Below are 23150 nucleotides of genomic sequence, written 5' to 3' on the forward strand. Positions count from 1 at the left end.
AGCCATGACACTGAACGGTTGGATACAGATCCTGGTCTATTGCGGGATCGTGATATTGCTGGTGAAGCCGCTCGGCGGCTACATGCACCGCGTCTTCGACGGCGACCGGACGCTGCTCTCGCCCCTCTTCGGCCCGCTCGAGCGCGGGCTGTACCGTGTTTGCGGAACCAGCGAACGGGAGGAACAGCACTGGACCACCTACGCGGTCGCCCTGCTGCTCTTCAACCTCGCCGGCTTCCTGGTGCTCTACGCCCTGCAGCGCCTGCAGGGCAGCCTGCCCTACAACCCGGCCGGCATGACAGCGGTTGAACCAGGGCTCGCCTTCAACACCGCCGCCAGCTTCATGACCAACACCAACTGGCAGAACTATGGTGGCGAGAGCACGATGTCCTATCTCGTGCAGATGGCCGGGCTGACGGTGCAGAACTTCGTTTCGGCGGCCACGGGCATTGCCATCGCCATCGCGCTGATCCGCGGCTTTGCCCGGGCTTCGGGCAAGTCGATCGGCAATTTCTGGGTCGATATGACCCGCTCCACACTCTATTTGCTGCTGCCGTTCTGCGTCGTGCTGACGCTGGCCTATGTCTGGCTCGGCATGCCGCAGACGCTGGGCGCCTATGTCAACGCCACGACGCTCGAAGGCGCGCAGCAGACCATCGCCGTCGGCCCGGTCGCTTCGCAGGTGGCCATCAAGATGCTCGGCACCAATGGCGGCGGCTTCTTCAACGCCAATGCCGCGCACCCGTTCGAGAACCCCGACGCGATCTCCAACCTGATCCAGATGGTGTCGATCTTCGCCATCGGCGCCGCCTTGACCAATGTCTTCGGCCGCATGATCGGCAACCAGCGCCAGGGCTGGGCGATCCTCTCGGCCATGGGCGTCATGTTCATCGCCGGTGTCGCCATCTGCTACTGGGCGGAAGCCGCCGGCAACCCGCTGGTGCATGCGCTGGGCATCGACGGCGGCAACATGGAGGGCAAGGAGACACGTTTCGGCATCGCCTTGTCGGCGCTGTTTGCCGTCATCACCACGGCCGCTTCCTGCGGCGCCGTCAACGCCATGCACGGCTCGTTCACGGCGCTCGGCGGCATGATCCCGATCATCAACATGCAGCTTGGCGAAGTCATCGTCGGCGGTGTCGGCGCGGGCCTCTATGGCATCCTGATGTACATCGTCGTCGCCGTCTTCGTCGCCGGCCTGATGGCCGGTCGCACGCCCGAGTATCTCGGCAAGAAGATCGAGGCCAAGGAGGTCAAGATGGCGATGCTGGCCATACTGTGCCTGCCGCTGGCGATGCTGATCTTCACGGCCATCGCCGTCGTGCTGCCGACCGGCGTGGCGTCGATGGGCAATGCCGGCCCGCATGGCTTCTCCGAGGTCCTCTATGCCTACACGTCGGCGGCGGCCAACAACGGTTCGGCCTTTGGCGGCCTCAGCGGCAACACGCCCTGGTACAACATCACCATCGGCATCGGCATGCTGATGGGCCGCTTCCTGGTCATCATCCCGGCGCTGGCCATTGCCGGCTCGCTGGTGGCGAAGAAAACGGTTCCGGCCTCCGCCGGCACCTTCCCGACCGACGGCCCGCTGTTCGTCGGGCTGCTGATCGGCGTCATCCTGATCGTCGGTGGCCTCACCTTCTTCCCCGCGCTCGCCGTCGGACCGATCATCGAGCACCTGGCGATGGCTCACGGGCAGACCTTCTGAGGCCGCCATGTCGTGGTTCAATGCCATGCGCCGCAAGGTCGCCCACAGGGACGATCACGGAAAGGAGGAGGGACCTCCTCCTTTCCCGACCCTATCGACGTTTCTCGGCCTTGCGGCAGTCATGCTCGTCCTCTGGCTGCTGGCCTACGGGCCGCCCCATCTCTTTTCGGCATCCGATCATCCGGTGCCGTCCAACAACACCGAAGCCGGAGCTTCAAAATGAGCAACTCGAAATCAGCCAGCATCATGGATGCCGGCATCCTGCTTCCCGCCATCGGCGGCGCCTTCCGCAAGCTCGACCCGCGCACGCTGGCCAGGAACCCGGTGATGTTCGTCGTTGCCGTCGTCTCGGCGCTCACCACGGTGCTGTTCGTCAAGGACCTGGTCTCAGGCGGCGGCAATCTCGGCTTCACGCTGCAGATCATCATCTGGCTTTGGTTCACCGTGCTGTTCGCCAACTTCGCCGAAGCGGTCGCAGAAGGCCGCGGCAAGGCGCAGGCGGATTCGCTGCGCAAGGCACGCACCGAGACCAAGGCCAAGCTTTTGACCGGTGAAGACCGCACCAAATACAAACTTGTGCCCGGCACCAGCCTCAAGGTCGGCGATGCCGTGCTGGTCGAGGCCGGCGACATCATCCCGTCCGACGGCGAAGTGATCGAAGGCGTCGCTTCGGTCAACGAGGCCGCGATCACGGGCGAATCCGCGCCGGTGATCCGCGAATCCGGCGGCGATCGTTCGGCGGTCACCGGCGGCACGCAGGTGCTGTCCGACTGGGTTCGCGTGCGCATCACGGCGGCTTCCGGCCACACCTTCCTCGACCGCATGATCTCGCTGGTCGAAGGTGCGGAGCGCCAGAAGACGCCGAACGAGATCGCGCTCAACATCCTGCTCGTCGGCATGACGCTGATCTTCGTGCTGGCGACCGCGACGATCCCGAGTTTTGCTTCCTATTCGGGCGGCTATATTTCGGTGACCGTTCTGGTGGCGCTGTTCGTCACCTTGATCCCGACCACGATCGGGGCGCTGCTTTCGGCCATCGGCATCGCGGGCATGGACCGTCTGGTGCGATTCAACGTGCTGGCCATGTCGGGTCGCGCCGTGGAAGCCGCAGGCGACGTCGACACGCTGCTGCTCGACAAGACCGGCACGATCACGCTCGGCAACCGCCAGGCGACGCAGTTCCGCCCGGTCAAGGGCGTCACCGAACAGGAACTGGCCGACGCGGCCCAGCTTGCCTCGCTCGCCGACGAAACGCCGGAAGGCCGTTCCATCGTCGTGCTGGCCAAGGAGAAATACGCCATCCGCGCCCGCGACATGGCAACGCTGCACGCCACCTTCGTGCCCTTCACAGCACAGACCCGTATGAGCGGCGTCGACATCGATGGTTCGTCGGTGCGCAAGGGCGCCGTGGATTCCGTGCTTGCCCATGTCAACCAATCGACGGTCGCAGCCCATGCCACGCGGCCCGGCAGCGATACCGTCAGGGATCTCCAGGCCATCGCCGACGAGATCGCCAAGTCCGGCGGCACGCCGCTGGCGGTCGAACGCGACGGCCGCCTGCTCGGCGTCATCCACCTCAAGGACATCGTCAAGGGCGGCATCAGGGAGCGCTTCACCGAACTGCGCCGCATGGGCATCCGCACGGTGATGATCACCGGCGACAACCCGATGACGGCGGCGGCGATCGCCGCGGAAGCCGGCGTCGACGACTTCCTCGCCCAGGCCACACCGGAGGACAAGCTGAAGCTGATCCGCGACGAACAGGCCAAGGGCAAGCTGGTTGCCATGTGCGGCGACGGCACCAACGATGCGCCGGCCCTCGCGCAAGCCGATGTCGGTGTCGCCATGAACACCGGCACGGTCGCCGCCCGCGAGGCCGGCAACATGATCGATCTCGACAGCGATCCGACCAAGCTCATCGAGATCGTCGAGATCGGCAAGGCGCTCTTGATGACGCGGGGTTCGCTGACGACCTTCTCGATCGCCAACGACGTCGCCAAATATTTCGCCATCATCCCGGCGATGTTCGCCGTCTTCTACGTCGCACCGGGACAGACGACCGGTCCGCTGCAGGCACTCAACGTCATGCATCTGGCGACGCCGCAGAGTGCCATCCTGTCGGCCATCATCTTCAACGCGCTGATCATTATCGCGCTGATCCCGCTGTCGCTGAAGGGCGTCAAATATCGGGCCATCGGCGCCGGCGCGCTGCTCAGCCGCAATCTTCTCGTCTACGGCCTCGGCGGCCTCATCGTGCCTTTCGTCGGCATCAAGGCGATCGACATGATCGTCACCACGCTTGGCCTCGCTTAACTCTTTGTTTTAACGCAATTCCCTAGGGAAAACCGCTTCACACTTTTCCTGGAATTGCTTTGAGGAACATCTCCATGCTCACCCAGATAAGACCCGCGATCATCATGATCGTCTTCTTCACGGTCCTGACCGGCCTGATCTATCCCCTGGGCATGACCGGCATCGCCCAGGCGCTGTTTCCGCGGCAGGCCAATGGCAGCCTGGTCGAGAGGGACGGCAAGATCATCGGCTCCGAATCGATCGGCCAGGGGTTTGCCAGCGACAAGTATTTCCACGGCCGCCCCTCGGCTGCCGGCGACGGCTACAATGCAGCCGCCTCGAGCGGCAGCAATCTCGGTCCGACCAATCCCAAGCTGATCGATCGTATCAAGGGCGAGGCCGAGAAGTTGAAAGCGGAAAACCCGAACCAGCCTGTGCCGATGGATCTGGTGACGACGTCCGGCAGTGGCCTCGATCCCGACATCAGCCCGGAAGCCGCCTACTTCCAGGTCGCCCGGGTGGCCAAGGCCAGGGGCATCGAGGAAGCCAGGGTCAAGGCGCTTGTCGATGCCCAAGTCGAGGGCAGGGAACTCGGCTTCATGGGCGAGCCTGTGGTCAATGTGCTTGGCCTCAACCTTGCGCTGGACGTAGCGAAAGAGTGAATGGCGGCGGCCGGGGATCGACAGTACCCCCGGCGCCATCCATGATCGATCCCGATGCCTGACGACAGAAGCAGCGACACCAGACCCTCGCCCGACGCACTGCTTGACCATGCCGAGCGGGAGGGTCGCGGCCGCCTGAGAATTTTCCTCGGCGCGGCACCCGGCGTCGGCAAAACCTATGAGATGCTGATGTCGGGCCGCGCCAGGCTGGCCGACGGCGTGGATGTGGTGATCGGCGTCGTCGAGACGCATGGCCGCAAGGAGACGCTGGCCCTGGTCGAGGGCTATGAGGTCATTCCCCGCCGCAAGGTCGACTACAAGGGGCGCATCCTCGACGAGATGGATATCGATGCCATCCTCGCCCGGCGCCCGGCGCTGGTTCTTGTCGACGAACTCGCCCACACCAATGCGCCCGGCAGCCGCCATCCCAAGCGCTACCTCGACGTCCAGGAGATCCTGACGCACGGCATCGACGTCTATACGACGCTCAACATCCAGCATGTCGAAAGCCTGAACGACGTCGTCGCCCAGATCACCAAGGTCAGGGTCCGCGAGACGGTTCCCGATTCCATCATCGACCAGGCCGACGATGTCGAGATCATCGATCTCACCCCCGACGACCTGATCAAGCGGCTCGAGGAAGGCAAGGTCTATTTCCCCAACACCGCGCAGCGCGCGATCGAGAACTATTTCTCACCGGGCAATCTGACGGCGCTCAGGGAACTGGCGCTGCGCCGCACCGCGCAGCGTGTCGACGACCAGTTGCTCATCCATATGCAGGCGCACGCCATTCCCGGACCGTGGGCGGCAGGCGAAAGGGTCCTCGTCTGCCTCGACGCGCGACCTGGAGGAGCGGCCCGCGTGCGCTATGCACGCAGGCTGGCCGACCGGCTGCGTGCTCCTTGGACGGCGCTGCACGTCGACAGCACGCGCTCGGCCAGCATGCCCGAGGATGACAAGGACCGGCTGGCGACGAACCTGCGCCTTGCCCAGCAGCTTGGCGCCGAGGTGACGACCATTCCGGGTCAGAATGTGGCGCAGGACATCGTGCGTTATGCGACGGCGAACAATTTTACCCATATCGTCGTGGGCAGGCCGACCCGGTCGCGCTGGCGCGAATTGATCGAAGGCTCGCTCACCTACGATCTCATCCGCAATGCCGGCGATATCAGCGTCCATGTCATTTCGGGAAGCGAACGCGGCACCGAGGCGGCGTCGCGGAGCGTCAAGGCGGCCGACGAGCAGCGGCAGTTCGAAATCCGGCCCTATCTCAAGGCGACGGCCTTTGTCATCGGCTCGCTCGCCTTCGCCGTCCTTCTCGATCAGTTTCTCGACGTTCGCAATCTGGCGATCATTCTGCTCATCGGGGTGCTGGCATCGGCGGTGACCGGCGGCCTGTGGCCGGCTCTGTATGCTTGTTTCGTCAGCGCCCTTGCTTTCAATTATTTCTTCCTGGAGCCGCGCTATACGCTGACGATCAGGGATCCGGAGAGCATCGTCGCGCTTGGCGTCTTTCTCGTCGTTGCGGTCATTGCCAGCAATCTGACGGCGCGCGTGCAGCGCCAGGCGGTCGCCGCCCGCTCGCGGGCGCGGGCGACCGAGGATATCTACCTCTTTTCGAAGAAGCTCGCCGGCGCCGGGACGCTGGACGACGTTCTCTGGGCCACCGCCTTCCAGATCGCCTCGATGCTGAAGCTGCGCGTGGTGCTGCTTTTGCCGGAAGACGGGACGATCACCGTCAAGGCCGGCTATCCGCCTGACGACACGCTGGCCGAAGCCGACATCGCCGCCGCCCGCTGGGCCTGGGAGCATAATCGTGCCGCGGGTCGCGGCGCCGACACGCTTCCGGGCGCCAAGCGCCTCTATCTGCCCTTGCGGACAGGACGCACGGCCATCGGGGTCGTCGGCCTCGACAACGACAAGCAGGGGCCGCTGCTGACGCCCGAGCAGCAGCGGCTTCTCGACGCATTGGCCGACCAGGCGGCGGTCGCTATCGAGCGTATCCAACTGGTCGCCGACGTCGACCGGGCCAAGCTCGCCGCCGAGGCGGACAGGCTGCGCTCGGCGCTGCTCACCTCCATTTCCCATGATCTGAAGACGCCGCTCGCCGCCATCATGGGCGCCGCTGGCACGCTGCGGGATTTTTCAGCAGCACTTCCCGAACCGGACCGGGCCGAACTGCTGTCGACGGTGCTCGACGAATCCGAGCGGTTGAACCGCTTCATCGCCAATCTGCTCGACATGACCAAGATCGAGTCCGGCGCGATGGAGCCGAACTACGCCTTTCACTATGTCGGCGACATCGTCGGCTCCGCCCTGCAAAGGGCCAGGAAAATCATCGGCGAGCACAAGATCGAGACGGACATTCCCAGGGATTTGCCGATGTTGAAGGTCGACCCGGTGCTGTTCGAGCAAGCGTTGTTCAATCTTCTCGACAATGCGGCGAAATATGCCCCGGCCGGCTCGACGATCCGCGTCCAAGGCTGGACCGACAATGGCTCCGTCCTGCTGCAGATCATGGATGAAGGGCCGGGCATTCCTCCCGGCGATCTGGAACGGATTTTCGACACCTTCTACCGGGTGCGCAAGCGCGACCAGATCCGCGCCGGCACCGGGCTCGGCCTGTCGATCTGCCGCGGCTTCATAGAGGCGATGGGTGGCACGATCACGGCGGCAAACCGGACCGACGGTTCGGGCGCGGTCTTCACCATCAAAATGCCCAAGCCGGCAAATCCGCCCAATTTCGACGCTTCGAATACCGACGATGTGGGTGACCTGGCATGACAAACTCGAACGTCAGGATACTGGTCGTCGATGACGAGCCGCCGATCCGCAAGCTGCTGCGCGTCGGCCTCGGCAGCCAGGGCTACGCGATCAGCGAGGCGCCGAATGCCAGGGCGGCCATCGAGCTGATGGAGGCGGAGAAGCCGGACCTCGTCTTGCTCGACCTTGGCCTGCCCGGCATGAGTGGCCATGAGTTGCTGCGCAAATGGCGCGACGACGGCCTCGACATTCCGGTGGTCATCCTGTCCAGCCGGACCGACGAGGCCGGTATCGTCCAGGCCCTGGAGCTCGGCGCGGACGACTATGTCACCAAACCCTTCGGCATGAACGAACTGGTCGCACGCATCCGCGTGGCGCTCCGCCACAAGTTCCAGCAGCAGGGAGAGAAGCCGATTTTCCAGACCGGCGATCTCAGCGTCGATCTGGTCAAGCGCATCGTCAAGGTCGAGGGCAAGGAGGTAAAGCTGTCGCCGAAGGAATACGACATCCTGCGCATGCTGGTGCAGCACGCCGGCAAGGTGCTGACCCACCATTTCCTGTTGAAGCAGGTCTGGGGCGACTCGACCGACGTGCAGTATCTCAGGGTCTATGTGCGGCAGCTCAGGCAGAAGATCGAGAAGAGCCCCGACCAGCCGCGCTACATCACCACCGAGACCGGCGTCGGCTACCGCCTGCGCGAGGTCGAATGAGCGGGTTGGGCGCTTCTAGCCAGTAGCTTCCAGCTGCTGGCCAAGCGGCCTGGAAATCCGCAAGGCCGCGAGACAGCCGACAATGCCGAGCGGGACGAAGGCAAGAAACAGCCAGGACGCGACATTCGCCGCCGCGTCGTGGTTCAAACCTTGCGAAAAGCCGCTGGCATTGGCGACGATGCCGGCAAGGGCTGCACCCACGGCGTAGCCGATGCGCTGCATGGTCGGCACCGCCGCCGAGGCGATGGTCTGCTCGCTCTTCGGGGCGGAGGCGACGATGACGCGTGTCAGGAACGGCCAGGCGATGCCGAAGCCGCCGCCTTGCAAGAGGGCGCAGATCAGGATGAGCGGGATGGAACCCAGGGGTATCGTGTAGGCAAAGCCGGCGATGCCGGCCGCGATCATCACCGCGCCGCCGATGATAATCAGCCGCTCGCGCCGCGGCGGCGCGTTGGCGACCAGGATCGACAGGATCGACCAGGCGATCGATTCGGCGGCGATGATGTAGCCGGTGGTCAGCAGCGGAATGTCGTGAAGGCTGGTCAGCAGCAGCGGCCCGTAGACGCCGAAGGAACAGGTGGCCACCGAAAAGGCGGCAACCATGGTCATGCCGGCGCCGACCGGCGTGCGCCATGAGAACAGCCGCGCCGGGAACAGCCGCGAAAGCGGCTTCAGCGCGTCGATGGTGAAGAACAGCAGCAGGCCGATGAGGCCGAAGGCCATCAGCAGCGAAGAGCGCAGCAAGGCGATGTCGACGCCGGCCGAGGCGATCAGCACCACGGCAACGGCAAGGCAGGCAAGGGCCGCGAACGGGAAGGGCGGCGCCCCGCCTGCGCTCGCCTTCGGCCTCGTCGCCTCCGGCGTGTCGAGCACGATGAAACTTGCCAGCGCCATGGCTGCGCCGCCGAGGGTGAAGATGCCGAAGGCCCAGCGCCATGACAAAAGCTCGGTCATGATCGCGCCGAGCAATGGTCCGCTGAAGGCGGCGACGCCCCAGATCGCCGACATGATGCCGAAAAGCTGCGGCCAGATGGCGCGCGAGAACAGTCGTTCGACCGAGACGAAGGCCAGCGACACCAGCGCACCGCCGCCAAGTCCTTCGATCAGGCGGCCGGCGAGGAACAGTTGCATGGAAGGCGAGGTGGCGCAGATCAGGGCGCCTGCTGCGTAGAGCAGGGCTGCGACCACCATGTTGGTGCGCAAGGGGACATAACTCACCAGCCGTCCGGCGGCCGCGCCGGCAACGATGGCACCGAGTTCGTAGATCGCCAGCGACCAGCCGACGAGCTGCACGCCCGCCAGTTCGCCGACCATGGCCGGCATCACCGTTGCCACCATCGTCTCGTTGGTGGCGTGCAACAGGATGCCGAGGCTGATGAAGCAGAAGCGCGCCAGGTCGCCGCTTGCCCATAATCCGCGCCAGTCGACCTTGTTTGTGCTGATCCCGGTCATTTCCACCCCTGTCTTGCATATCTCGACGCCAGCGCAGGACGCCAGAAGCCAGTGCGGCTTTCCGGCAGGACCATGCGGTTCGACAGCGCCGGATCGGGCGCCGCATCGAGGCGTTGTTGCGTTCGGGGCAGGCTTGTAAAACCTCAACCGGGGTTGAGCTCAAGCGGTTTTTTGAGGACCGTTCGCGCGGCAGCCTTTCCGATTGGCGGGTTCGTTGCGCGATCAGTTCTCGGTGCTGCGCAGCTGGAACTGGCTGACGCCGATCGCGAGGTTCATGCCGGTCTGCGTCTGCAAGCTGAGCGGCTGCAAGGTGAAGGCCTGAGCGGAGCCGCCGACCAGGAGATTGGCGCCGGCGCCGACGGCGGCCGTCACCTCGGCGCTGGCGCCGATGTAGTCGCCGGCCAGCGCACCCGGCGCGTAGATGTTCTTCAGCGGCGTCAGCACGATCCACTGCATGACCGTCTGCTTCGTCGTGCCGATGTCTAGGCCGTATTTGTTGACGGCGCCGAAATAGGCTTCCGGCGCGAAGCTCTTGTCGGCGGGGTTGAAGGTGCAGCTCAGATCCTTGCTCGAGCCGAAGATGAAGCCGGTGCCGCCGCCAATGGCACAGTCAAGCGTACCGAGCTCTATGCCTCGGTCCTGCGCCTGCGCTGCTCCGACAAACACGGTAGCGAATATGGCAGCAGCAATGGCTGTCTTCAGCATGATGGTCCCCTCAAAAATCAACGGCGCGGAACCATCCTATCTGGTTCCGCGCCGCGGGGTGAGGGGTCATGGAGCGCACGGCTCCATGCGATCACTTGAATGAATGGATCAGCTGGAGCGAGGTCACGGCCACGGCAAGGTTGACGCCGGTCTGCGCCTGGACGCTGAGCGGCTCCAGCATGAAGGCGCTGTCCAAGCCGCCAACCAGCAGATTGGCGCCGCCGCCGGTCACCACGCTCGCCTCGGCGTTGAGGCCGTAATAGCTGCCGGCGAGATCGCCTCCGTCACGGTCCCGGGTCGCAGCCAGCACGGCCCAAACGAGCTGGCCCTGATGCGTCTGGCCGACATCGAGGCCGATCTTGGAGATGACGCCTGTGTAAACCTCGGACGGCCCGTGATGATGAGGCCGGAAGACACAGGAGACGCCCTTGTTGGAAGCGACGATATAAGCGGTGCCGCCGTCGATGGTGCAATCGAGCGTGCCGAGTTGCAGCTTGCCGGCGCTGGCTGGAGCCACCGCGAACATCGTCGTGGCGAGGGCAGCGGCGCAGCCGAGTTTCTTGATCATGGGAGGGTCCTTTCGCAAATTGCTTTTCGATAACGGCTTGGGAGGCCAGACCGTTCCGCTGAAAACTTGGCGCGATCAAGGCAGGGGCCGAAAGCCTCCTGCCGGGGTTAATGCGCGGTTGCGAAGTGCGTCTTTTCGGACACGCCAAGGATCCCGCGGCATTTGGATGTCACGCGGATTTGTATGGGAAGCGTTTGCCGAAACCGAGATCAGCTGACGCGGGCGAGGCCATCCTTGGCCGGCTGGTAGGTCGGGTCGAGGCGAACGGCTTCCTTATAGGATTTCGCGGCTTTCGCCTTGTCACCGCGCCGCTCGTAGATCAGCGCCTGGTTGGCCCAGGCCTCGGCGTTCTTGCCGTCGAGCTTGATCGCCATGTTGAAATCGGAGAAGGCGTTGTCCTCGTCATTGGTCGCCAGATAGGAGAGGCCGCGGCCGTTGTAGGGCTCGGCGGCGTCCGGCGCCAGCGAGATGGCGGTCGAGAAATCCTCGATGGCGAATTTGTGCTGGCCCTGGCTCTGATAGATCAGGCCTCGATTGTGGTAGGCGCGCGCGTCGGTCGTATCGAGCTGGATCGCCTTCTGAAAGTCGTTGAAGGCGTCCTGGGTGCGACCCGCCTTGCGGTAGAGATTGCCGCGGCCGATATAGGCGGCGTCATAGTTCGAGTTGATCTGGATCGAACGGTTGTAGTCCGCGAGTGCGGCTTCCTGGTTGCCGAGGAAGCGCTGGATGAGCGCACGATTCGAATAGGCCTGGAAGAAATTCGGATTGAGCTGGATGGCTTGATTGAAATCCTTGAGCGCCGCCTGGTACTGACCGCCACGGCCATAGGCCGAGCCGCGCACATTGTAGCCTTCGGGATCCTGGGGATTGCGCTGGATGACCGCCGAGAGCGAGGAAATGTTCTCGCTCGAGCCTTGCGCCTTGTCGATGTTGTTGAATTCACCGGTCGGGCCCGCCGTTTGGCAGCCGGCAAGCGCCAGTCCGGAGAGCAGGGCCGCTGTCAGGGCGAAACCACGCAATGCGGTCCCGCGCTCCACGCTCGTTGCGTTCATGTCTGCCCTGTCCTCACTTCAAGCCGCGTCGTTCAGATCCGGCTCCCCCTCCGGACCGGTCACATCAAAACAAAAAGGTGGCGGCGATTCCACATCGCGCCACCTCTGATATCCTTCGAAAAGGACGAAAAATTGGCGTTAGAACCGCGGCGGACGCGGAGCGCCAGCTGCACCACCAGCGGCGCCGGCAGCAACAGGGCGCGGCGTCATCGGCAGCAGGCCTTCGCGCTGGGCGCGCTTGCGGGCCAGCTTGCGGGCGCGGCGAACGGCTTCAGCCTTTTCGCGGGCGCGCTTCTCGGACGGCTTCTCGTAGTGACCGCGCATCTTCATTTCGCGGAAAATGCCTTCGCGCTGCATCTTCTTCTTGAGAGCGCGAAGCGCCTGATCAACGTTATTGTCGCGGACGAGTACCTGCACGGGCAATCCTGTCTTTCGGGTTTGATATCAACAGGCAAGCGATCATAGCCGCTAGCCTCCGCGGCGGTTTACACCACGAATTGTGGCGGCTGATAGCAGAATCATGCCGCGCTGTCCACAGCGGAAATGAATTTGCGGTGTCAGCCGCAGTCTGTTTGCCTTGAGATAAGGAGCCGACTAGGCCGTCGCGAGGTGCAGCAGCTCGAAATCCTCGAAGAACTCGCCGTAGTCGCAGGTGATCTCCTCGCCCACGGCGATGTCGCGGGTCGCGGTGGCCCCGCCATATTGCGAAAAATCCGTATTCGGATTGCTGGAATGGTTCATGAAGCGGCCATTGTCGACTTCATAGACCATGAAACCTGGCCGGTCGGGGCTGGGATAGGCATAGCGGTCGAGCAGTTCCCTGAGATGCGGGGGGGCCGCTTCGTATTTGTCCATGGGGACCAGTCGGTCGAAATCCGGATCGAGCCGCCAGATCGAAGCCCCTTTCCTGATCGGCTCCGCAGCGAACACGCCGACGCCTTCGATCGCACTCGCAGTCACATAGGTTCTGATCAGCAACATGGTTCCAGACCCCGCTTTTGGACAGAAACGGCATCGCCAAATCGCGGCGAAAAATCAAGACCGGCCGTCTGCCTGGCGGCTATGAGCATGCATTCCGGACGCGAAAAGTCTTCACGTCCGATTGATCGACACGCCGCCATCGGCAAACAGAGCGGCTCCGGTGGTAAAGCTCGAGGCATCGGAGGCGAGATAGAGCGCCGAACGGGCAATCTCCTCCGGCATAGCGACACGCTTCAAAGCATGCAGGCCTTCGACGAAGGCCCGTGATTCCGGGGTCTTGAAGGTTGCCGCCGGCGTGTCTGTGCCGCCGGGCAGCAGCGCGTTGACCCGCACGCCTTTCGGGCCGTATTCGGCGGCAAGCACCTGTGTCAGTCCGATCAGGCCGGCCTTGCTTGCGGCATAACTGGTCATGCCTGGCATGCCGACTGTGTGGCCGACGAAGGTGGAGGTGAAGATCAGCGAACCACCGCCACGCTCGACCATTGCCGGCACCTGGTATTTGGCGCCGAGAAACGCGCTGGTGAGATTGGTGTCGAGCGTCTCGCGCCAGCCTTCCAGCGGCAATTCGGCTATCGGTCCCATCAGGCCGACAGCGCCGGCATTGTTGAAGGCGATGTCGAGCCCACCGAACTTTTCGGCCGCCAGATCGACAAGGGCCTTTGCGTAGGCTTCGTCGCGGACATCGCCGGCAAGCGCGATGGCGATGCCATCGGCATCCGCGATTTCGGCGACAAGCGCGTCGAGCTCGGCCTGGCGGCGGGCGGCGACGATGACCTTGGCGCCTTCCTCGGCAAAGAGTTTTGCCGTGGCGCGGCCGATGCCGGAACTGGCGCCGGTGACGATGGCGACCTTGTTGGCGAGTGCGAACATTTTTGCATCCTTTTCTTCGCGCCGGCTTGACCGGCAGTTGGGATGCTTGGTCGCAGATCGAGGCAAAGCGAGCCACCCGATACTCGCCAAGATGCTGGAAAGCGCCGACGCGCCGGATGCGTCTTTTTCACCACGGCGCAAAACGGCAAGCGCCGTCGCAAACAGCGCAAGGGTGGAAGCGCTGTTTCGCTAGTGATACACCTCGCGCGCCGGGACCGAATGAACGCCGGCCGCCATTCGCGAAGCCTTTTTGGGGCGAGGTTGGGACGTTGAAGAAATATTCGGTATTCGCCATCGCCCGTGAAGCCATGCGCGGTCACAAGGGCTGGGAAGAACAGTGGTCCTCGCCTGAGCCCAGGAAAGAATACGACGTCATCATCGTCGGCGCCGGCGGCCATGGCCTGGCCACCGCCTATTACCTCGCCACGGTTCACGGCATCACCAATGTCGCGGTGCTGGAAAAGGGCTGGCTCGGCGGCGGCAACACAGGCCGCAACACCACCATCATCCGCTCCAACTATCTCTATGACGAGAGCGCCGGCATCTACGACCATGCACTGAAGCTGTGGGATGGGCTGAGCCAGGAGCTCAACTACAACGTCATGTATTCGGCGCGCGGCGTCATGATGCTCGCGCACAATGTGCACGACGTGCAGGTGCTGAAGCGCCACGTGCACGCCAACCGGCTGAACGGTATCGACAATGAGTGGCTGACGCCGGAGCAGGCGAAGGAATTCTGCCCGCCGCTCAACACCTCCAGGGATGCGCGCTATCCGGTGGTCGGTGCGGCGCTGCAGCGGCGCGGCGGCACGGCGCGCCACGATGCGGTTGCCTGGGGCTATGCGCGCGGCGCCTCGGCGCGCGGCGTCCATATCATTCAGAATTGCGAGGTCACCGGGGTCAAGCGGGCGGCCAATGGCGCGGTTTTGGGCGTCGACACGACGCGCGGCTTCATCGGTGCCAAGAAGGTCGGCGTCGTTGCCGCCGGCCATTCCTCAGTGATCATGAACATGGCCGGCGTGCGCATGCCGCTGGAGAGTTATCCATTGCAGGCGCTGGTGTCGGAACCGGTCAAGCCGGTGGTGCCCTGCGTGGTCATGTCGAACACGGTGCACGCCTATATCTCGCAGTCCGACAAGGGCGAGCTGGTGATCGGCGCCGGCACCGACCAGTATGTCTCCTATTCGCAGACCGGCGGCCTGCACATATTGCAGCACACGCTGGACGCCATCTGCGAGATGTTCCCGATCTTCACGCGCATGAAGATGCTGCGCTCGTGGGGCGGCATCGTCGACGTCACGCCCGACCGCTCGCCGATCCTGGCCAAGACGCCGGTGCCCGGGCTTTATGTCAATTGTGGCTGGGGCACGGGCGGCTTCAAGGCGACGCCGGGCTCGGGCCATGTCTTTGCCCACACCATCGCCAAAGACGATCCGCATCCGATCAATGCGCCCTTCACCATCGAGCGCTTCCGCACCGGCCGGCTCATCGACGAGGCGGCGGCGGCGGCGGTGGCGCACTGATGATGGCTGGGATGGCTGTCGCGATGCCGCTGATTCTGGCGGGGGAACACGTGCTGGCGGGGGAACGGGGCATGTTCCATTTTCCGTCGGCTGACGAAGTGCGCACGCAACCGATCAGCCGCACCGGCAACGAGACCGTCTGGCCGTTTTCGGTCGACGACGGCACGCTGGCCTGCGTCTGGAGCGGCGGCCAGCGGGTGGTGATGTTCTTCGAGGGACGTCCCGAAGGGCTTGACGAAGACGAGACATTCCAGCCGCGTCAAGTCATCGTCACCACCGATCCGATGCAACTCACTCTCGGCAACATGGCGTCGCGCGATCTGTTTCGTCCCGCTGCAAGCGTGGAGGAACGCATCCGGCTCGTCGCGCCGTTCGCGACCCTGGGACAGAAGCTTTGCGATCAACCGGCGGGCGCCCGCGTCGGCCACGGCGAATTGTAGGAACGAACAAATGCTTCTCATCCGCTGCCCCTATTGCGAGGAAGAGCGTCCGGAACTCGAGTTCCGCAACGCCGGCGAGGCGCATATCGCGCGCTCGGCCAATATGGCCGGCGAGAGCGACGACGATTTCGAAAAGTTCTTCTTCATCCGCTCCAACCCCAAGGGCATCATCTATGAGCGGTGGCGGCACATGCATGGCTGCGCGCGTTTCTTCAACGCCGTGCGCGACACCGTCACCGACAGGTTCGTCATGACCTACAAGGCCGGCGAACCCAAACCCTCCAAGCTGCCAGGAGTTGGCAAATGAGCGGCGCGTCTCACCGCATTTCCGGCGCCGGCCGCTTCAGCCAAGCCAAGACCGCGCGTTTCAGCTTCGATGGCCAGTCCTATGCCGGCATCGAGGGCGACACGCTGGCCTCGGCGCTGCTCGCCAATGGCGTCCATCTGGTCGGCCGTTCGTTCAAGTACCACCGTCCGCGCGGCATCCTGTCGGCGGGCGCCGAGGAGCCGAACGCGCTGGTCGAAATCAGGCGCGACGCGGCACGCAAGACGCCGAACGTGCGCGCGACTGTGCAGGAGCTTTATGACGGGCTCGAGGCGCAGTCGCAGAACCGCTGGCCGTCGCTGTCCTTCGACGTCGGTGCGGTCAACGACATCGCGTCGCCGATGTTTTCGGCCGGCTTCTACTACAAGACCTTCATGTGGCCGAAGGCGGCATGGAAGAGCCTGTACGAGCCAAAGATCCGCGCCGCGGCCGGGCTTGGCGTTTCCCCGGACCAGCCCGATCCCGACCATTATTCGTCACGCTACGCGCATTGCGACGTGCTGGTGCTGGGCGGCGGTGCGGCGGGCATCGCTGCGGCATTGGCAGCGGCGGAGACCGGCGTGCGCGTCATCCTCGCCGACGAGCAGGCCGAGTTCGGCGGCAGCCTGCGTTTCGAGAGCGGCGCGAAAATCGACGGCCAGGACGGTTTTGCCTGGGCGCAAGCTGCGGTGGCGAAACTCACTGCGATGGACAATGTCCGCGTGCTCCCGCGCACGACGGCGTTCGGTTATTACGCGCAGAATTTCGTCGGCCTGGTCGAGCGTGTCAGCGATCATCTGAAGGCTCCCGGCCACGATCTGGCGCGCGAGCGGCTGTGGCAGGTCAGGGCCAAGCGCGTGGTGCTGGCCTCGGGCGCCATCGAGCGCCACATGGTGTTTGCCGACAACGACCGGCCGGGCATCATGCTGGCGGGCGCGGCGCGCACCTATCTCAACCACTATGGCGTCGCGGTCGGCAGGAATGTCGGCGTCTACACCGCCAATGACTCTGCCTATGCGGCGGCGATCGACCTGAAGAAGGCCGGCGTCAACGTGGCGGCGATCGTCGATCTGCGCGACAATCCGACCGGACCGGTGATCGACGAGGCGAGGGCGCTCGGCATCGAGGTCAATTTCGGCCGCGCGGTGATCCGCGCCGGCGGCAAGCTGCGCGTTTCCTCGATGACGGTGCAGCCGAAGAATGGCGGCGGCGAACGCACCATTCCAGTCGACGCGATCCTGATGTCGGCCGGCTGGACGCCGTCGGTGCATCTGTTCTCGCAGTCGCGCGGCAAGGTCGCCTTCAACGACGAGACCAAGCGCTTCGTGCCGGGCACCTATGCGCAGGATTGCGTCTCTGTCGGCGCCTGCAATGGTACCGACGGCCTATCGGCGACGGTCGACGAGGCCTATGCCGCGGGCGCCAAAGCGGCCAGGGATGCGGGCGCGAAAACCGCCAAGGGTACGAAGCCGAAGGTCGACGCCTCCGAGAGCTGGTCGCGCGGCATGCTGGGTGCGGCTCCTGGCGCCGGGCCGGACACGACGGTGAAGGCGTTTGTCGACTTCCAGAACGACGTCACCGCCAAGGATATCCGCCAGGCGGTGCACGAAGGCATGCGCTCGATCGAGCACGTCAAGCGTTTCACCACCAACGGCATGGCCACCGATCAGGGCAAGACCTCCAACATGCACGGCCTGGCGATTGCCGCCGAGATGCTGGGAAAGCCGATCCCGGAGGTCGGCCTGACCACGTTCCGGGCGCCCTATACGCCGGTGACCTTCGGCGCCATCGTCAGCCATGCGCGCGGGCCGCTGTTCGACCCCACGCGTAAAACGGCGATTCATCCCTGGGCCGAGGCGCAAGGCGCGGTGTTCGAGGATGTCGGCCAGTGGAAGCGCGCCTGGTATTTCCCCAAGGCGGGCGAGGACATGCATGCCGCGGTCGACCGCGAATGCGTCGCCGTGCGCAAGACGGCCGGCCTGTTCGATGCCTCGACACTGGGCAAGATCGAAGTGGTCGGGCCGGATGCGGCCAAATTCATGGAGCTGCTCTACACCAACCCTTGGGAGAAGCTGGAGCCCGGCCGCTGCCGCTACGGCATCATGCTGCGCGAGGACGGGTTCATCTATGATGACGGTGTCGTCGGCAGGCTGGCGCCCGACCGTTTCCATGTGACGACGACGACCGGCGGTGCGCCGCGCGTCATGAACCATATGGAGGATTATCTCCAGACCGAGTTCCCGCATCTCAATGTCTGGCTGACCTCGATCACCGAGCAGTGGGCGGTCATCGCTGTACAGGGACCCAAGTCGCGCGACATCATCGCGCCGCTGGTCGAAGGCATCGACATGTCGGACGAGGCGCTGCCGCACATGTCGGTGCGCGAAGGCAAGATCTGCGGCGTGCCGACGCGGCTGTTCCGCATGTCGTTCACAGGCGAGCGCGGCTTCGAGGTCAATGTGCCGGCCGATTATGGCCAGGCGGTCTGGGAAGCGCTGTGGGCCGAAGGCCAGAAGCATGGCGCCGCCGCCTACGGCACCGAGGCCATGCACGTGCTGCGCGCTGAAAAGGGCTACATCATCGTCGGCCAGGACACCGACGGCACGGTGACGCCGAACGATGCCGGTCTCGACTGGGCGGTCGGCAAGAAGAAGACCGACTTCGTCGGTATCAGGGGCATGGCGCGGCCAGACCTTGTCGCCAAGGGCCGCAAGCAGCTGGTGGGCCTCAAGACCAAAGATCCCAAGGTGGTGCTCGAAGAAGGCGCGCAGATCGTCGAGGATCCGAAGCAGGCGATCCCGATGAAGATGATCGGCCATGTCACTTCGAGCTACTGGTCGGAAAATTGCGGCCGCTCGATCGCGCTGGCGCTGGTCGCCGGCGGTCGCGACCGCATCGGCGAGACACTCTACGTGCCGATGCCGAACGGGGTGATCGAAGTGGAGGTTACCGGCATGGTGTTCTTCGACGAAACGGGAGGGCGCCTCAATGGCTAAGGCCGCTGCAAGAAAGACGACGCCAGCTGCATCGTCTTCGGTAGAACGCCGTCCGGCGCTGGCCGGTCGCAGCACCACTGCCGCCGCCGTCAAGGTCGAGGTGCTGCCGCCGGTGGAGCGCGTTTCATTGCGGGCGCCAGAGGCTTCGGCCGCAGCGCTTTCGAAGGCGCTCGGCGTGACCTTGCCGAAAAAGCCGAAGACATCCGCCTCGAAGGGCGGGCGCACCGCCTTGTGGCTCGGCCCCGACGAATGGCTTGTCATCGATGAAGCCGGCAACGATCCGCTGGCCGATTGCGCCGGGGTTGCCGCTTTGCACTCGGCGGTCGGCATCTCGCATCGCAACATCGCGATATCAGTGACGGGCGCGGGGGCAGCGGCGACGATCAATGCGGGCTGCCCGCAAGACCTGTCGCTCGACGCGTTCCCGGTTGGAGCGGCGTCGCGCACCATCCTGGGCAAGACCGAGATCGTGCTGTTGCGCACAGCCGCGGACGCCTTCCGGGTTGAATGCTGGCGTTCCTTCTCGGACTATGTCTTTACTTTCCTGTCCGAGGGATCGCGGGACGCGGCGGTCTGAACTCGGAACGTTTTGCAGGGCGCGCTCGTTCTGCATCCGCACGCCGAGGGAGAATGCCGATGCCGTCGAATTCCGCGCCGAAGTCGCCGGTCAAAAAGACATCGGCCGTCCGCTCGCTCGAACATGAGCGACGTGAAGCCCCGAGCGCCGAAGAGGAACTCGAGGAAGGCCTCGAAGACACGTTCCCGGCCAGCGATCCGGTATCCATTACCGGAACCGCCATCCCCGGCGCACCGGCGAAACCGGGCAAGGCCAAGACCGTTCCGGGGCGCAAGCGCAAGACGTAGTTTTCATCAGGCCAGGCGGCATCGGGACCTTCTCAATCCCCTTGGACATGCTATTTAAAGCGCTTTGGGAGATGAAAATGCCGACAAAAGCGATCGTTTGGGGCGAGAATGTCCACGAGCAGACCAATGAAGCCGTGCGCGAACTCTATCCCTTGGGGATGCACGGCACCATCGCCGCCGCGCTCAATCAGGACAAGGGCATCGAGGCGGCCACCGCCACCTTGCAGGAGCCCGAGCACGGCCTGAGCGAAAAGCGCCTGGCGGCCACCGACGTGCTCTTGTGGTGGGGCCACGCGGCGCATGGCGAGGTCAAGGACGAGATCGTCGAGCGGGTGCAGAAGCGGGTCTGGGAAGGGATGGGCCTGATCGTGCTCCATTCCGGCCACTACTCGAAGATCTTCAAGCGGCTGATGGGCACGCCCTGTTCGCTGAAATGGCGCGAGGCGGGCGAGCGCGAGCGCGTCTGGGCGATCAATCGCGGCCACCCGATCGCGCAAGGCATTGGCGAGTGCGTGGAGATCGGCGAGACCGAAATGTATGGCGAGCCGTTCGCGGTGCCGGAGCCGCTGGAGACGGTGTTCGTCTCCTGGTACGAGGGCGGCGAGGTGTTCCGGTCCGGGCTGACCTACCAGCGCGGCGCGGGACGGATCTTCTACTTCTCGCCAGGCCACGAAACCTATCCGATCTATCACAATGAGGGCGTGCAGCAGGTGCTGCGAAACGCAGTCCATTGGGCGCACAACCCGGCGCCGGCCTGGTCCGGCATCACCAATGCGCCGAACGTGCCGACGGATGCGGCCAAGGAGAAGATCGTGCAGAAGGGGCTGCGCCTGCATGCCGATGGCGACAAAGGCCTGAGCTGATTGGGGCGGCCTGAGCTGATCGGGGCCTGAGTTGCCCAAGGCGTGAGTTGATTTTGGGGGCTTGGGGCTAATGCATCGAATTCTTCTGCTCGGCACCGGCGGTATCGCCGGGCATCATGTCGAGGAGTTTGCCGGGATTCCCGGCTGCAGCATCGTCGCCTGTGTCGACCAGGTGCCCGGTCGCGCTGCGGCGTTCGCCGCGGCCAGTAAGATCGGCGATTCTTTCGAGAGCCTGGAGGCGGCGATCGCCTGGGGCCAGTTCGATGCCGCCATCAACGCGACGCCGGATGGTGCGCATAGGGCGACGACGCTGGCGCTGCTCGGCGTGGGAAAACATGTGTTTTGCGAAAAGCCGCTGGCGCCGAACTACGCCGACGCGTTTGATATGACGCAAGCGGCCGAGGCTGCCGGGGTGATCAACATGGTCAACCTCACCTATCGCAACTCACCGGCGATCCACAAGGCGCGGCGCATGGTTCAGGCCGGCGAGATCGGCGCATTGCGCCATGTCGAGGCGAGCTACCGGCAAAGCTGGCTGGTCAGCAAATCATGGGGTGACTGGCGGGTCGAGGACAAATGGCTGTGGCGCTTGTCCAGCCGGCACGGTTCGACCGGCGTGCTGGGCGATGTCGGCATCCATATCCTGGATTTCGCCACCTATGGCGCCGGCCAGGATATCGTCAGCCTGCATGCCGATCTGGTGACGTTTCCGAAGGCCGAGGGCGAGCGCATCGGCGACTATGTGCTGGACGCCAATGACAGCGTGGCAATGACGGCGCGGCTCGATTGCGGCGCGCTCGCCACGATCGTGGCGAGCCGCTATATGACCGGCCACGCCAACGATCTGTCGCTGGCCCTGCACGGCACCCAGGGCGCCATCAAGGTCGAGACCGACGGCAAGGCATCGAGCCTGTCGGCCTGCCTCGGCGGGGATGTCGATCTTCAGCGCTGGCGGACTTTGGATCTGCCCAGTGTCAAGCGCAATGCGCGACGCTTTGCCGATGCGCTGGATGCAGGCCGGAATGGCGATCCGTCGTTCCGGCGCGCCGCCGACATGCAGAAGCTGATCGACGCAGCCTTTGAGAGTTCAGCGGCGAAGCTGCCGATTTCGGTCGCTTGAAGCTGGCCGGCTTGTGCCGGCCAGACGTGATCTTTGCTGATATCAGAATGCGCTCGGCACAATCCACGGATTGATGCTGATGCCGAGCCGCGGGCCCTTGCCTTCAGCGGTGTTTTCCGTGGCACCCTTCTTCTCGACCGAACCGGTCGAAGCGCAATCGAGCTTCAGATTGGTCTTGGTGTCAACGCAGGCCGCCACCGGCGCATGCTTGACCGGATGGGTGGTGTTGGCGGCGAAAGCCGAGCCCGAAAGTGCCAGCACGGCGGCGAGGGTGAGGAGTGTCTTTTTCATTGTCAGTCTCCGGTTTCCGGGTCGAATTCAATTCGTACCGACGGGTGAATTTTTCTCGTACATGTACGATAGGCTGTACGTATACACCGTCGATTGGGAATTCAAGGGAAAACCGTACGCGTACGATAAATTTTTCGTTAACCAAGAAATCCCCCCAGGGTTTGGCTGGGCAGAGAGAAAATATGGAAATGAAAGGAAACGGCGTTCAGCAGTTGACCGGTGTCTCGGTCAACGGCGGGACGTTTTGCGTGCTGAGCGTGGCGAGCGTGAAATCGCACATCCGCTTCACGAAGGCCTGCGGGTCGCCGAAGGGGTAGAATGGAAAGGTGATGAGCAGCGAGATCGTGCCGTGGCCGACCGCCCACAGCATGGTGGCGATGGCGCGCGGATCGCCCTGCAATTTTCCGGCGGCAACGCAGGCCTCGACCCGGCTGATCAGCGCCTTCATCGCCGGGTTGCTCTCTTCCATGTCGTCGTAGCTCCTGCCTTCCGGCAGCTTGGTCTTTTCGGTCATGAATACGGTGCGGTATTCGTTGGGATTGCCGAGCCCGAAGGCGGCATATTCCGTCATCACCGCCTGCAAGGCTGCGATCGGATCATCGGACGGATGCTCCTCGATGCGGCGAGCGAGCGTCTCGAATGCGTCCTCGGCCAGAGCGAACAGGATGTCCTGCTTGTCGGCGAAGTAGGAATAAACGGACATCGGGGCGTAGCCGACCCGCTTGGCCAGCTTGCGGATGGTCAGGCCCTCATAGCCCTCTTCCTGGACAAGCTTATGCGCGGCCTCGAGCAATTCGGAGCGCAGTTCTGCTTTTTGTTTCTCGCGGCGTGTCTGGACGCTCTGCGGCAAGATCTGGTGCCTTCGGTTGGGTTGGTGACTGGCTAAATTATATACGCTGTACGGAAACGGACAAGGGCACGGGAAGTTCCCAAACGGTATGCTTCGGATCGTGCCGACGCTTGTCGTAATTTGGCAGCCCCGTGAT

The 23150-nt window shown here is 64.1% G+C and carries 23 protein-coding genes; 14 read left to right on the forward strand and 9 right to left on the reverse strand.

Annotated elements, in window-relative coordinates:
• The first annotated feature begins 4 nt into the window (after window positions 1-4).
• The 6 genes from kdpA to MESCI_RS09075 all read left to right on the forward strand — a co-directional run bounded on the left by kdpA (window position 5) and on the right by MESCI_RS09075 (window position 8135).
• On the forward strand, window positions 5-1708 hold the full coding sequence (gene kdpA / locus MESCI_RS09050) for a potassium-transporting ATPase subunit KdpA (protein WP_013529643.1): 1704 nt from the start codon (window positions 5-7) through the stop codon (window positions 1706-1708).
• A 7-nt stretch (window positions 1709-1715) separates the two neighbouring features.
• A complete protein-coding gene (locus MESCI_RS09055; RefSeq protein WP_013529644.1) occupies window positions 1716-1931 on the forward strand; it encodes a hypothetical protein in 216 nt (71 codons plus the stop codon).
• On the forward strand, window positions 1928-4021 hold the full coding sequence (kdpB, locus tag MESCI_RS09060; protein WP_013529645.1) for a potassium-transporting ATPase subunit KdpB: 2094 nt from the start codon (window positions 1928-1930) through the stop codon (window positions 4019-4021). Before MESCI_RS09055 ends, kdpB begins: the two co-directional genes overlap by 4 nt.
• 74 nt (window positions 4022-4095) lie before the next feature.
• Window positions 4096-4662, forward strand: coding sequence for a potassium-transporting ATPase subunit KdpC (kdpC, locus tag MESCI_RS09065; RefSeq protein WP_013529646.1), 567 nt, complete (start codon window positions 4096-4098; stop codon window positions 4660-4662).
• Between the two features lie 54 nt (window positions 4663-4716).
• Entirely contained in the window at window positions 4717-7446 is a 2730-nt protein-coding gene (locus MESCI_RS09070; RefSeq protein ID WP_013529647.1) for a sensor histidine kinase, read from the forward strand.
• Window positions 7443-8135, forward strand: coding sequence for a response regulator transcription factor (locus MESCI_RS09075; RefSeq protein ID WP_013529648.1), 693 nt, complete (start codon window positions 7443-7445; stop codon window positions 8133-8135). Before MESCI_RS09070 ends, MESCI_RS09075 begins: the two co-directional genes overlap by 4 nt.
• Window positions 8136-8150: 15 nt before the next feature.
• Here MESCI_RS09075 and MESCI_RS09080 read toward each other — a convergent pair whose 3' ends face one another.
• The 7 genes from MESCI_RS09080 to MESCI_RS09110 all read right to left on the reverse strand — a co-directional run bounded on the left by MESCI_RS09080 (window position 8151) and on the right by MESCI_RS09110 (window position 13763).
• A complete protein-coding gene (locus tag MESCI_RS09080) occupies window positions 8151-9587 on the reverse strand; it encodes an MFS transporter (RefSeq protein ID WP_013529649.1) in 1437 nt (478 codons plus the stop codon).
• Between the two features lie 222 nt (window positions 9588-9809).
• Window positions 9810-10292, reverse strand: a complete 483-nt coding sequence (locus MESCI_RS09085) for a DUF992 domain-containing protein (RefSeq protein ID WP_013529650.1) — start codon at window positions 10290-10292, stop codon at window positions 9810-9812.
• Window positions 10293-10383: 91 nt separating this feature from the next.
• On the reverse strand, window positions 10384-10860 hold the full coding sequence (locus tag MESCI_RS09090) for a DUF992 domain-containing protein (RefSeq protein ID WP_013529651.1): 477 nt from the start codon (window positions 10858-10860) through the stop codon (window positions 10384-10386).
• Between the two features lie 209 nt (window positions 10861-11069).
• Window positions 11070-11912 (reverse strand): tetratricopeptide repeat protein, encoded by an 843-nt coding sequence (locus MESCI_RS09095; RefSeq protein ID WP_013529652.1) that lies wholly within the window; start codon window positions 11910-11912, stop codon window positions 11070-11072.
• Between the two features lie 138 nt (window positions 11913-12050).
• On the reverse strand, window positions 12051-12329 hold the full coding sequence (rpsU, locus tag MESCI_RS09100) for a 30S ribosomal protein S21 (RefSeq protein ID WP_013529653.1): 279 nt from the start codon (window positions 12327-12329) through the stop codon (window positions 12051-12053).
• Window positions 12330-12506: 177 nt separating this feature from the next.
• Window positions 12507-12893 carry an SET domain-containing protein gene (locus MESCI_RS09105; protein WP_013529654.1) on the reverse strand — a complete coding sequence of 129 codons (387 nt, stop codon included), beginning with the start codon at window positions 12891-12893 and terminating at the stop codon, window positions 12507-12509.
• Between the two features lie 111 nt (window positions 12894-13004).
• Entirely contained in the window at window positions 13005-13763 is a 759-nt protein-coding gene (locus MESCI_RS09110; RefSeq protein ID WP_013529655.1) for an SDR family oxidoreductase, read from the reverse strand.
• Window positions 13764-14032: 269 nt separating this feature from the next.
• Between MESCI_RS09110 and MESCI_RS09115 the strand changes: the two genes are divergently transcribed.
• From MESCI_RS09115 to MESCI_RS09150, 8 genes are all read left to right on the forward strand, one after another.
• Window positions 14033-15286: a sarcosine oxidase subunit beta gene (locus MESCI_RS09115; RefSeq protein ID WP_013529656.1), complete on the forward strand. Its 1254-nt coding sequence runs from the start codon at window positions 14033-14035 to the stop codon at window positions 15284-15286.
• Window positions 15286-15726 (forward strand): hypothetical protein, encoded by a 441-nt coding sequence (locus MESCI_RS09120; protein WP_013529657.1) that lies wholly within the window; start codon window positions 15286-15288, stop codon window positions 15724-15726. The genes MESCI_RS09115 and MESCI_RS09120 overlap by 1 nt, the downstream gene beginning before the upstream one ends.
• A gap of 10 nt (window positions 15727-15736) precedes the next feature.
• Window positions 15737-16033: a sarcosine oxidase subunit delta gene (locus MESCI_RS09125; RefSeq protein WP_013529658.1), complete on the forward strand. Its 297-nt coding sequence runs from the start codon at window positions 15737-15739 to the stop codon at window positions 16031-16033.
• Window positions 16030-19026 (forward strand): sarcosine oxidase subunit alpha, encoded by a 2997-nt coding sequence (locus MESCI_RS09130; protein WP_013529659.1) that lies wholly within the window; start codon window positions 16030-16032, stop codon window positions 19024-19026. The genes MESCI_RS09125 and MESCI_RS09130 overlap by 4 nt, the downstream gene beginning before the upstream one ends.
• Window positions 19019-19603 (forward strand): sarcosine oxidase subunit gamma, encoded by a 585-nt coding sequence (locus MESCI_RS09135; RefSeq protein ID WP_013529660.1) that lies wholly within the window; start codon window positions 19019-19021, stop codon window positions 19601-19603. Before MESCI_RS09130 ends, MESCI_RS09135 begins: the two co-directional genes overlap by 8 nt.
• Before the next feature lie 59 nt (window positions 19604-19662).
• On the forward strand, window positions 19663-19890 hold the full coding sequence (locus tag MESCI_RS09140) for a hypothetical protein (protein WP_013529661.1): 228 nt from the start codon (window positions 19663-19665) through the stop codon (window positions 19888-19890).
• A gap of 77 nt (window positions 19891-19967) precedes the next feature.
• The gene (locus MESCI_RS09145) at window positions 19968-20753 is read left to right on the forward strand and encodes a ThuA domain-containing protein (RefSeq protein ID WP_013529662.1); all 786 of its coding nucleotides are present in this window, start codon (window positions 19968-19970) and stop codon (window positions 20751-20753) included.
• A 70-nt stretch (window positions 20754-20823) separates the two neighbouring features.
• Window positions 20824-21873, forward strand: coding sequence for a Gfo/Idh/MocA family protein (locus MESCI_RS09150; RefSeq protein ID WP_013529663.1), 1050 nt, complete (start codon window positions 20824-20826; stop codon window positions 21871-21873).
• A gap of 42 nt (window positions 21874-21915) precedes the next feature.
• Here the strand turns inward: MESCI_RS09150 and MESCI_RS09155 are convergent, their stop codons facing one another.
• A complete protein-coding gene (locus MESCI_RS09155) occupies window positions 21916-22164 on the reverse strand; it encodes a DUF680 domain-containing protein (protein ID WP_013529664.1) in 249 nt (82 codons plus the stop codon).
• A 205-nt stretch (window positions 22165-22369) separates the two neighbouring features.
• Window positions 22370-23014: a TetR/AcrR family transcriptional regulator gene (locus tag MESCI_RS09160; protein ID WP_013529665.1), complete on the reverse strand. Its 645-nt coding sequence runs from the start codon at window positions 23012-23014 to the stop codon at window positions 22370-22372.
• Between the last annotated feature and the right edge of the window lie 136 nt (window positions 23015-23150).

The organism is Mesorhizobium ciceri biovar biserrulae WSM1271 (assembly GCF_000185905.1).
Taxonomy (GTDB): Bacteria; Pseudomonadota; Alphaproteobacteria; order Rhizobiales; family Rhizobiaceae; genus Mesorhizobium; species Mesorhizobium ciceri.

Bases quoted from the DNA above. Each gene is read 5' to 3' on its own strand.
- MESCI_RS09145 (WP_013529662.1), top strand. From the start codon at position 19,968: ATGCCGACAAAAGCGATCGTTTGGGGCGAGAATGTCCACGAGCAGACC.
- MESCI_RS09120 (WP_013529657.1), top strand. From the start codon at position 15,286: ATGATGGCTGGGATGGCTGTCGCGATGCCGCTGATTCTGGCGGGGGAA.
- MESCI_RS09075 (WP_013529648.1), top strand. From the start codon at position 7,443: ATGACAAACTCGAACGTCAGGATACTGGTCGTCGATGACGAGCCGCCG.
- MESCI_RS09090 (WP_013529651.1), bottom strand. From the start codon at position 10,860: ATGATCAAGAAACTCGGCTGCGCCGCTGCCCTCGCCACGACGATGTTC.
- MESCI_RS09130 (WP_013529659.1), top strand. From the start codon at position 16,030: ATGAGCGGCGCGTCTCACCGCATTTCCGGCGCCGGCCGCTTCAGCCAA.
- MESCI_RS09070 (WP_013529647.1), top strand. From the start codon at position 4,717: ATGCCTGACGACAGAAGCAGCGACACCAGACCCTCGCCCGACGCACTG.
- kdpB (WP_013529645.1), top strand. From the start codon at position 1,928: ATGAGCAACTCGAAATCAGCCAGCATCATGGATGCCGGCATCCTGCTT.
- MESCI_RS09125 (WP_013529658.1), top strand. From the start codon at position 15,737: ATGCTTCTCATCCGCTGCCCCTATTGCGAGGAAGAGCGTCCGGAACTC.
- MESCI_RS09150 (WP_013529663.1), top strand. From the start codon at position 20,824: ATGCATCGAATTCTTCTGCTCGGCACCGGCGGTATCGCCGGGCATCAT.
- kdpC (WP_013529646.1), top strand. From the start codon at position 4,096: ATGCTCACCCAGATAAGACCCGCGATCATCATGATCGTCTTCTTCACG.
- MESCI_RS09135 (WP_013529660.1), top strand. From the start codon at position 19,019: ATGGCTAAGGCCGCTGCAAGAAAGACGACGCCAGCTGCATCGTCTTCG.
- kdpA (WP_013529643.1), top strand. From the start codon at position 5: ATGACACTGAACGGTTGGATACAGATCCTGGTCTATTGCGGGATCGTG.
- MESCI_RS09140 (WP_013529661.1), top strand. From the start codon at position 19,663: ATGCCGTCGAATTCCGCGCCGAAGTCGCCGGTCAAAAAGACATCGGCC.
- MESCI_RS09085 (WP_013529650.1), bottom strand. From the start codon at position 10,292: ATGCTGAAGACAGCCATTGCTGCTGCCATATTCGCTACCGTGTTTGTC.
- MESCI_RS09095 (WP_013529652.1), bottom strand. From the start codon at position 11,912: ATGAACGCAACGAGCGTGGAGCGCGGGACCGCATTGCGTGGTTTCGCC.
- MESCI_RS09110 (WP_013529655.1), bottom strand. From the start codon at position 13,763: ATGTTCGCACTCGCCAACAAGGTCGCCATCGTCACCGGCGCCAGTTCC.
- MESCI_RS09105 (WP_013529654.1), bottom strand. From the start codon at position 12,893: ATGTTGCTGATCAGAACCTATGTGACTGCGAGTGCGATCGAAGGCGTC.
- MESCI_RS09055 (WP_013529644.1), top strand. From the start codon at position 1,716: ATGTCGTGGTTCAATGCCATGCGCCGCAAGGTCGCCCACAGGGACGAT.
- MESCI_RS09080 (WP_013529649.1), bottom strand. From the start codon at position 9,587: ATGACCGGGATCAGCACAAACAAGGTCGACTGGCGCGGATTATGGGCA.
- MESCI_RS09155 (WP_013529664.1), bottom strand. From the start codon at position 22,164: ATGAAAAAGACACTCCTCACCCTCGCCGCCGTGCTGGCACTTTCGGGC.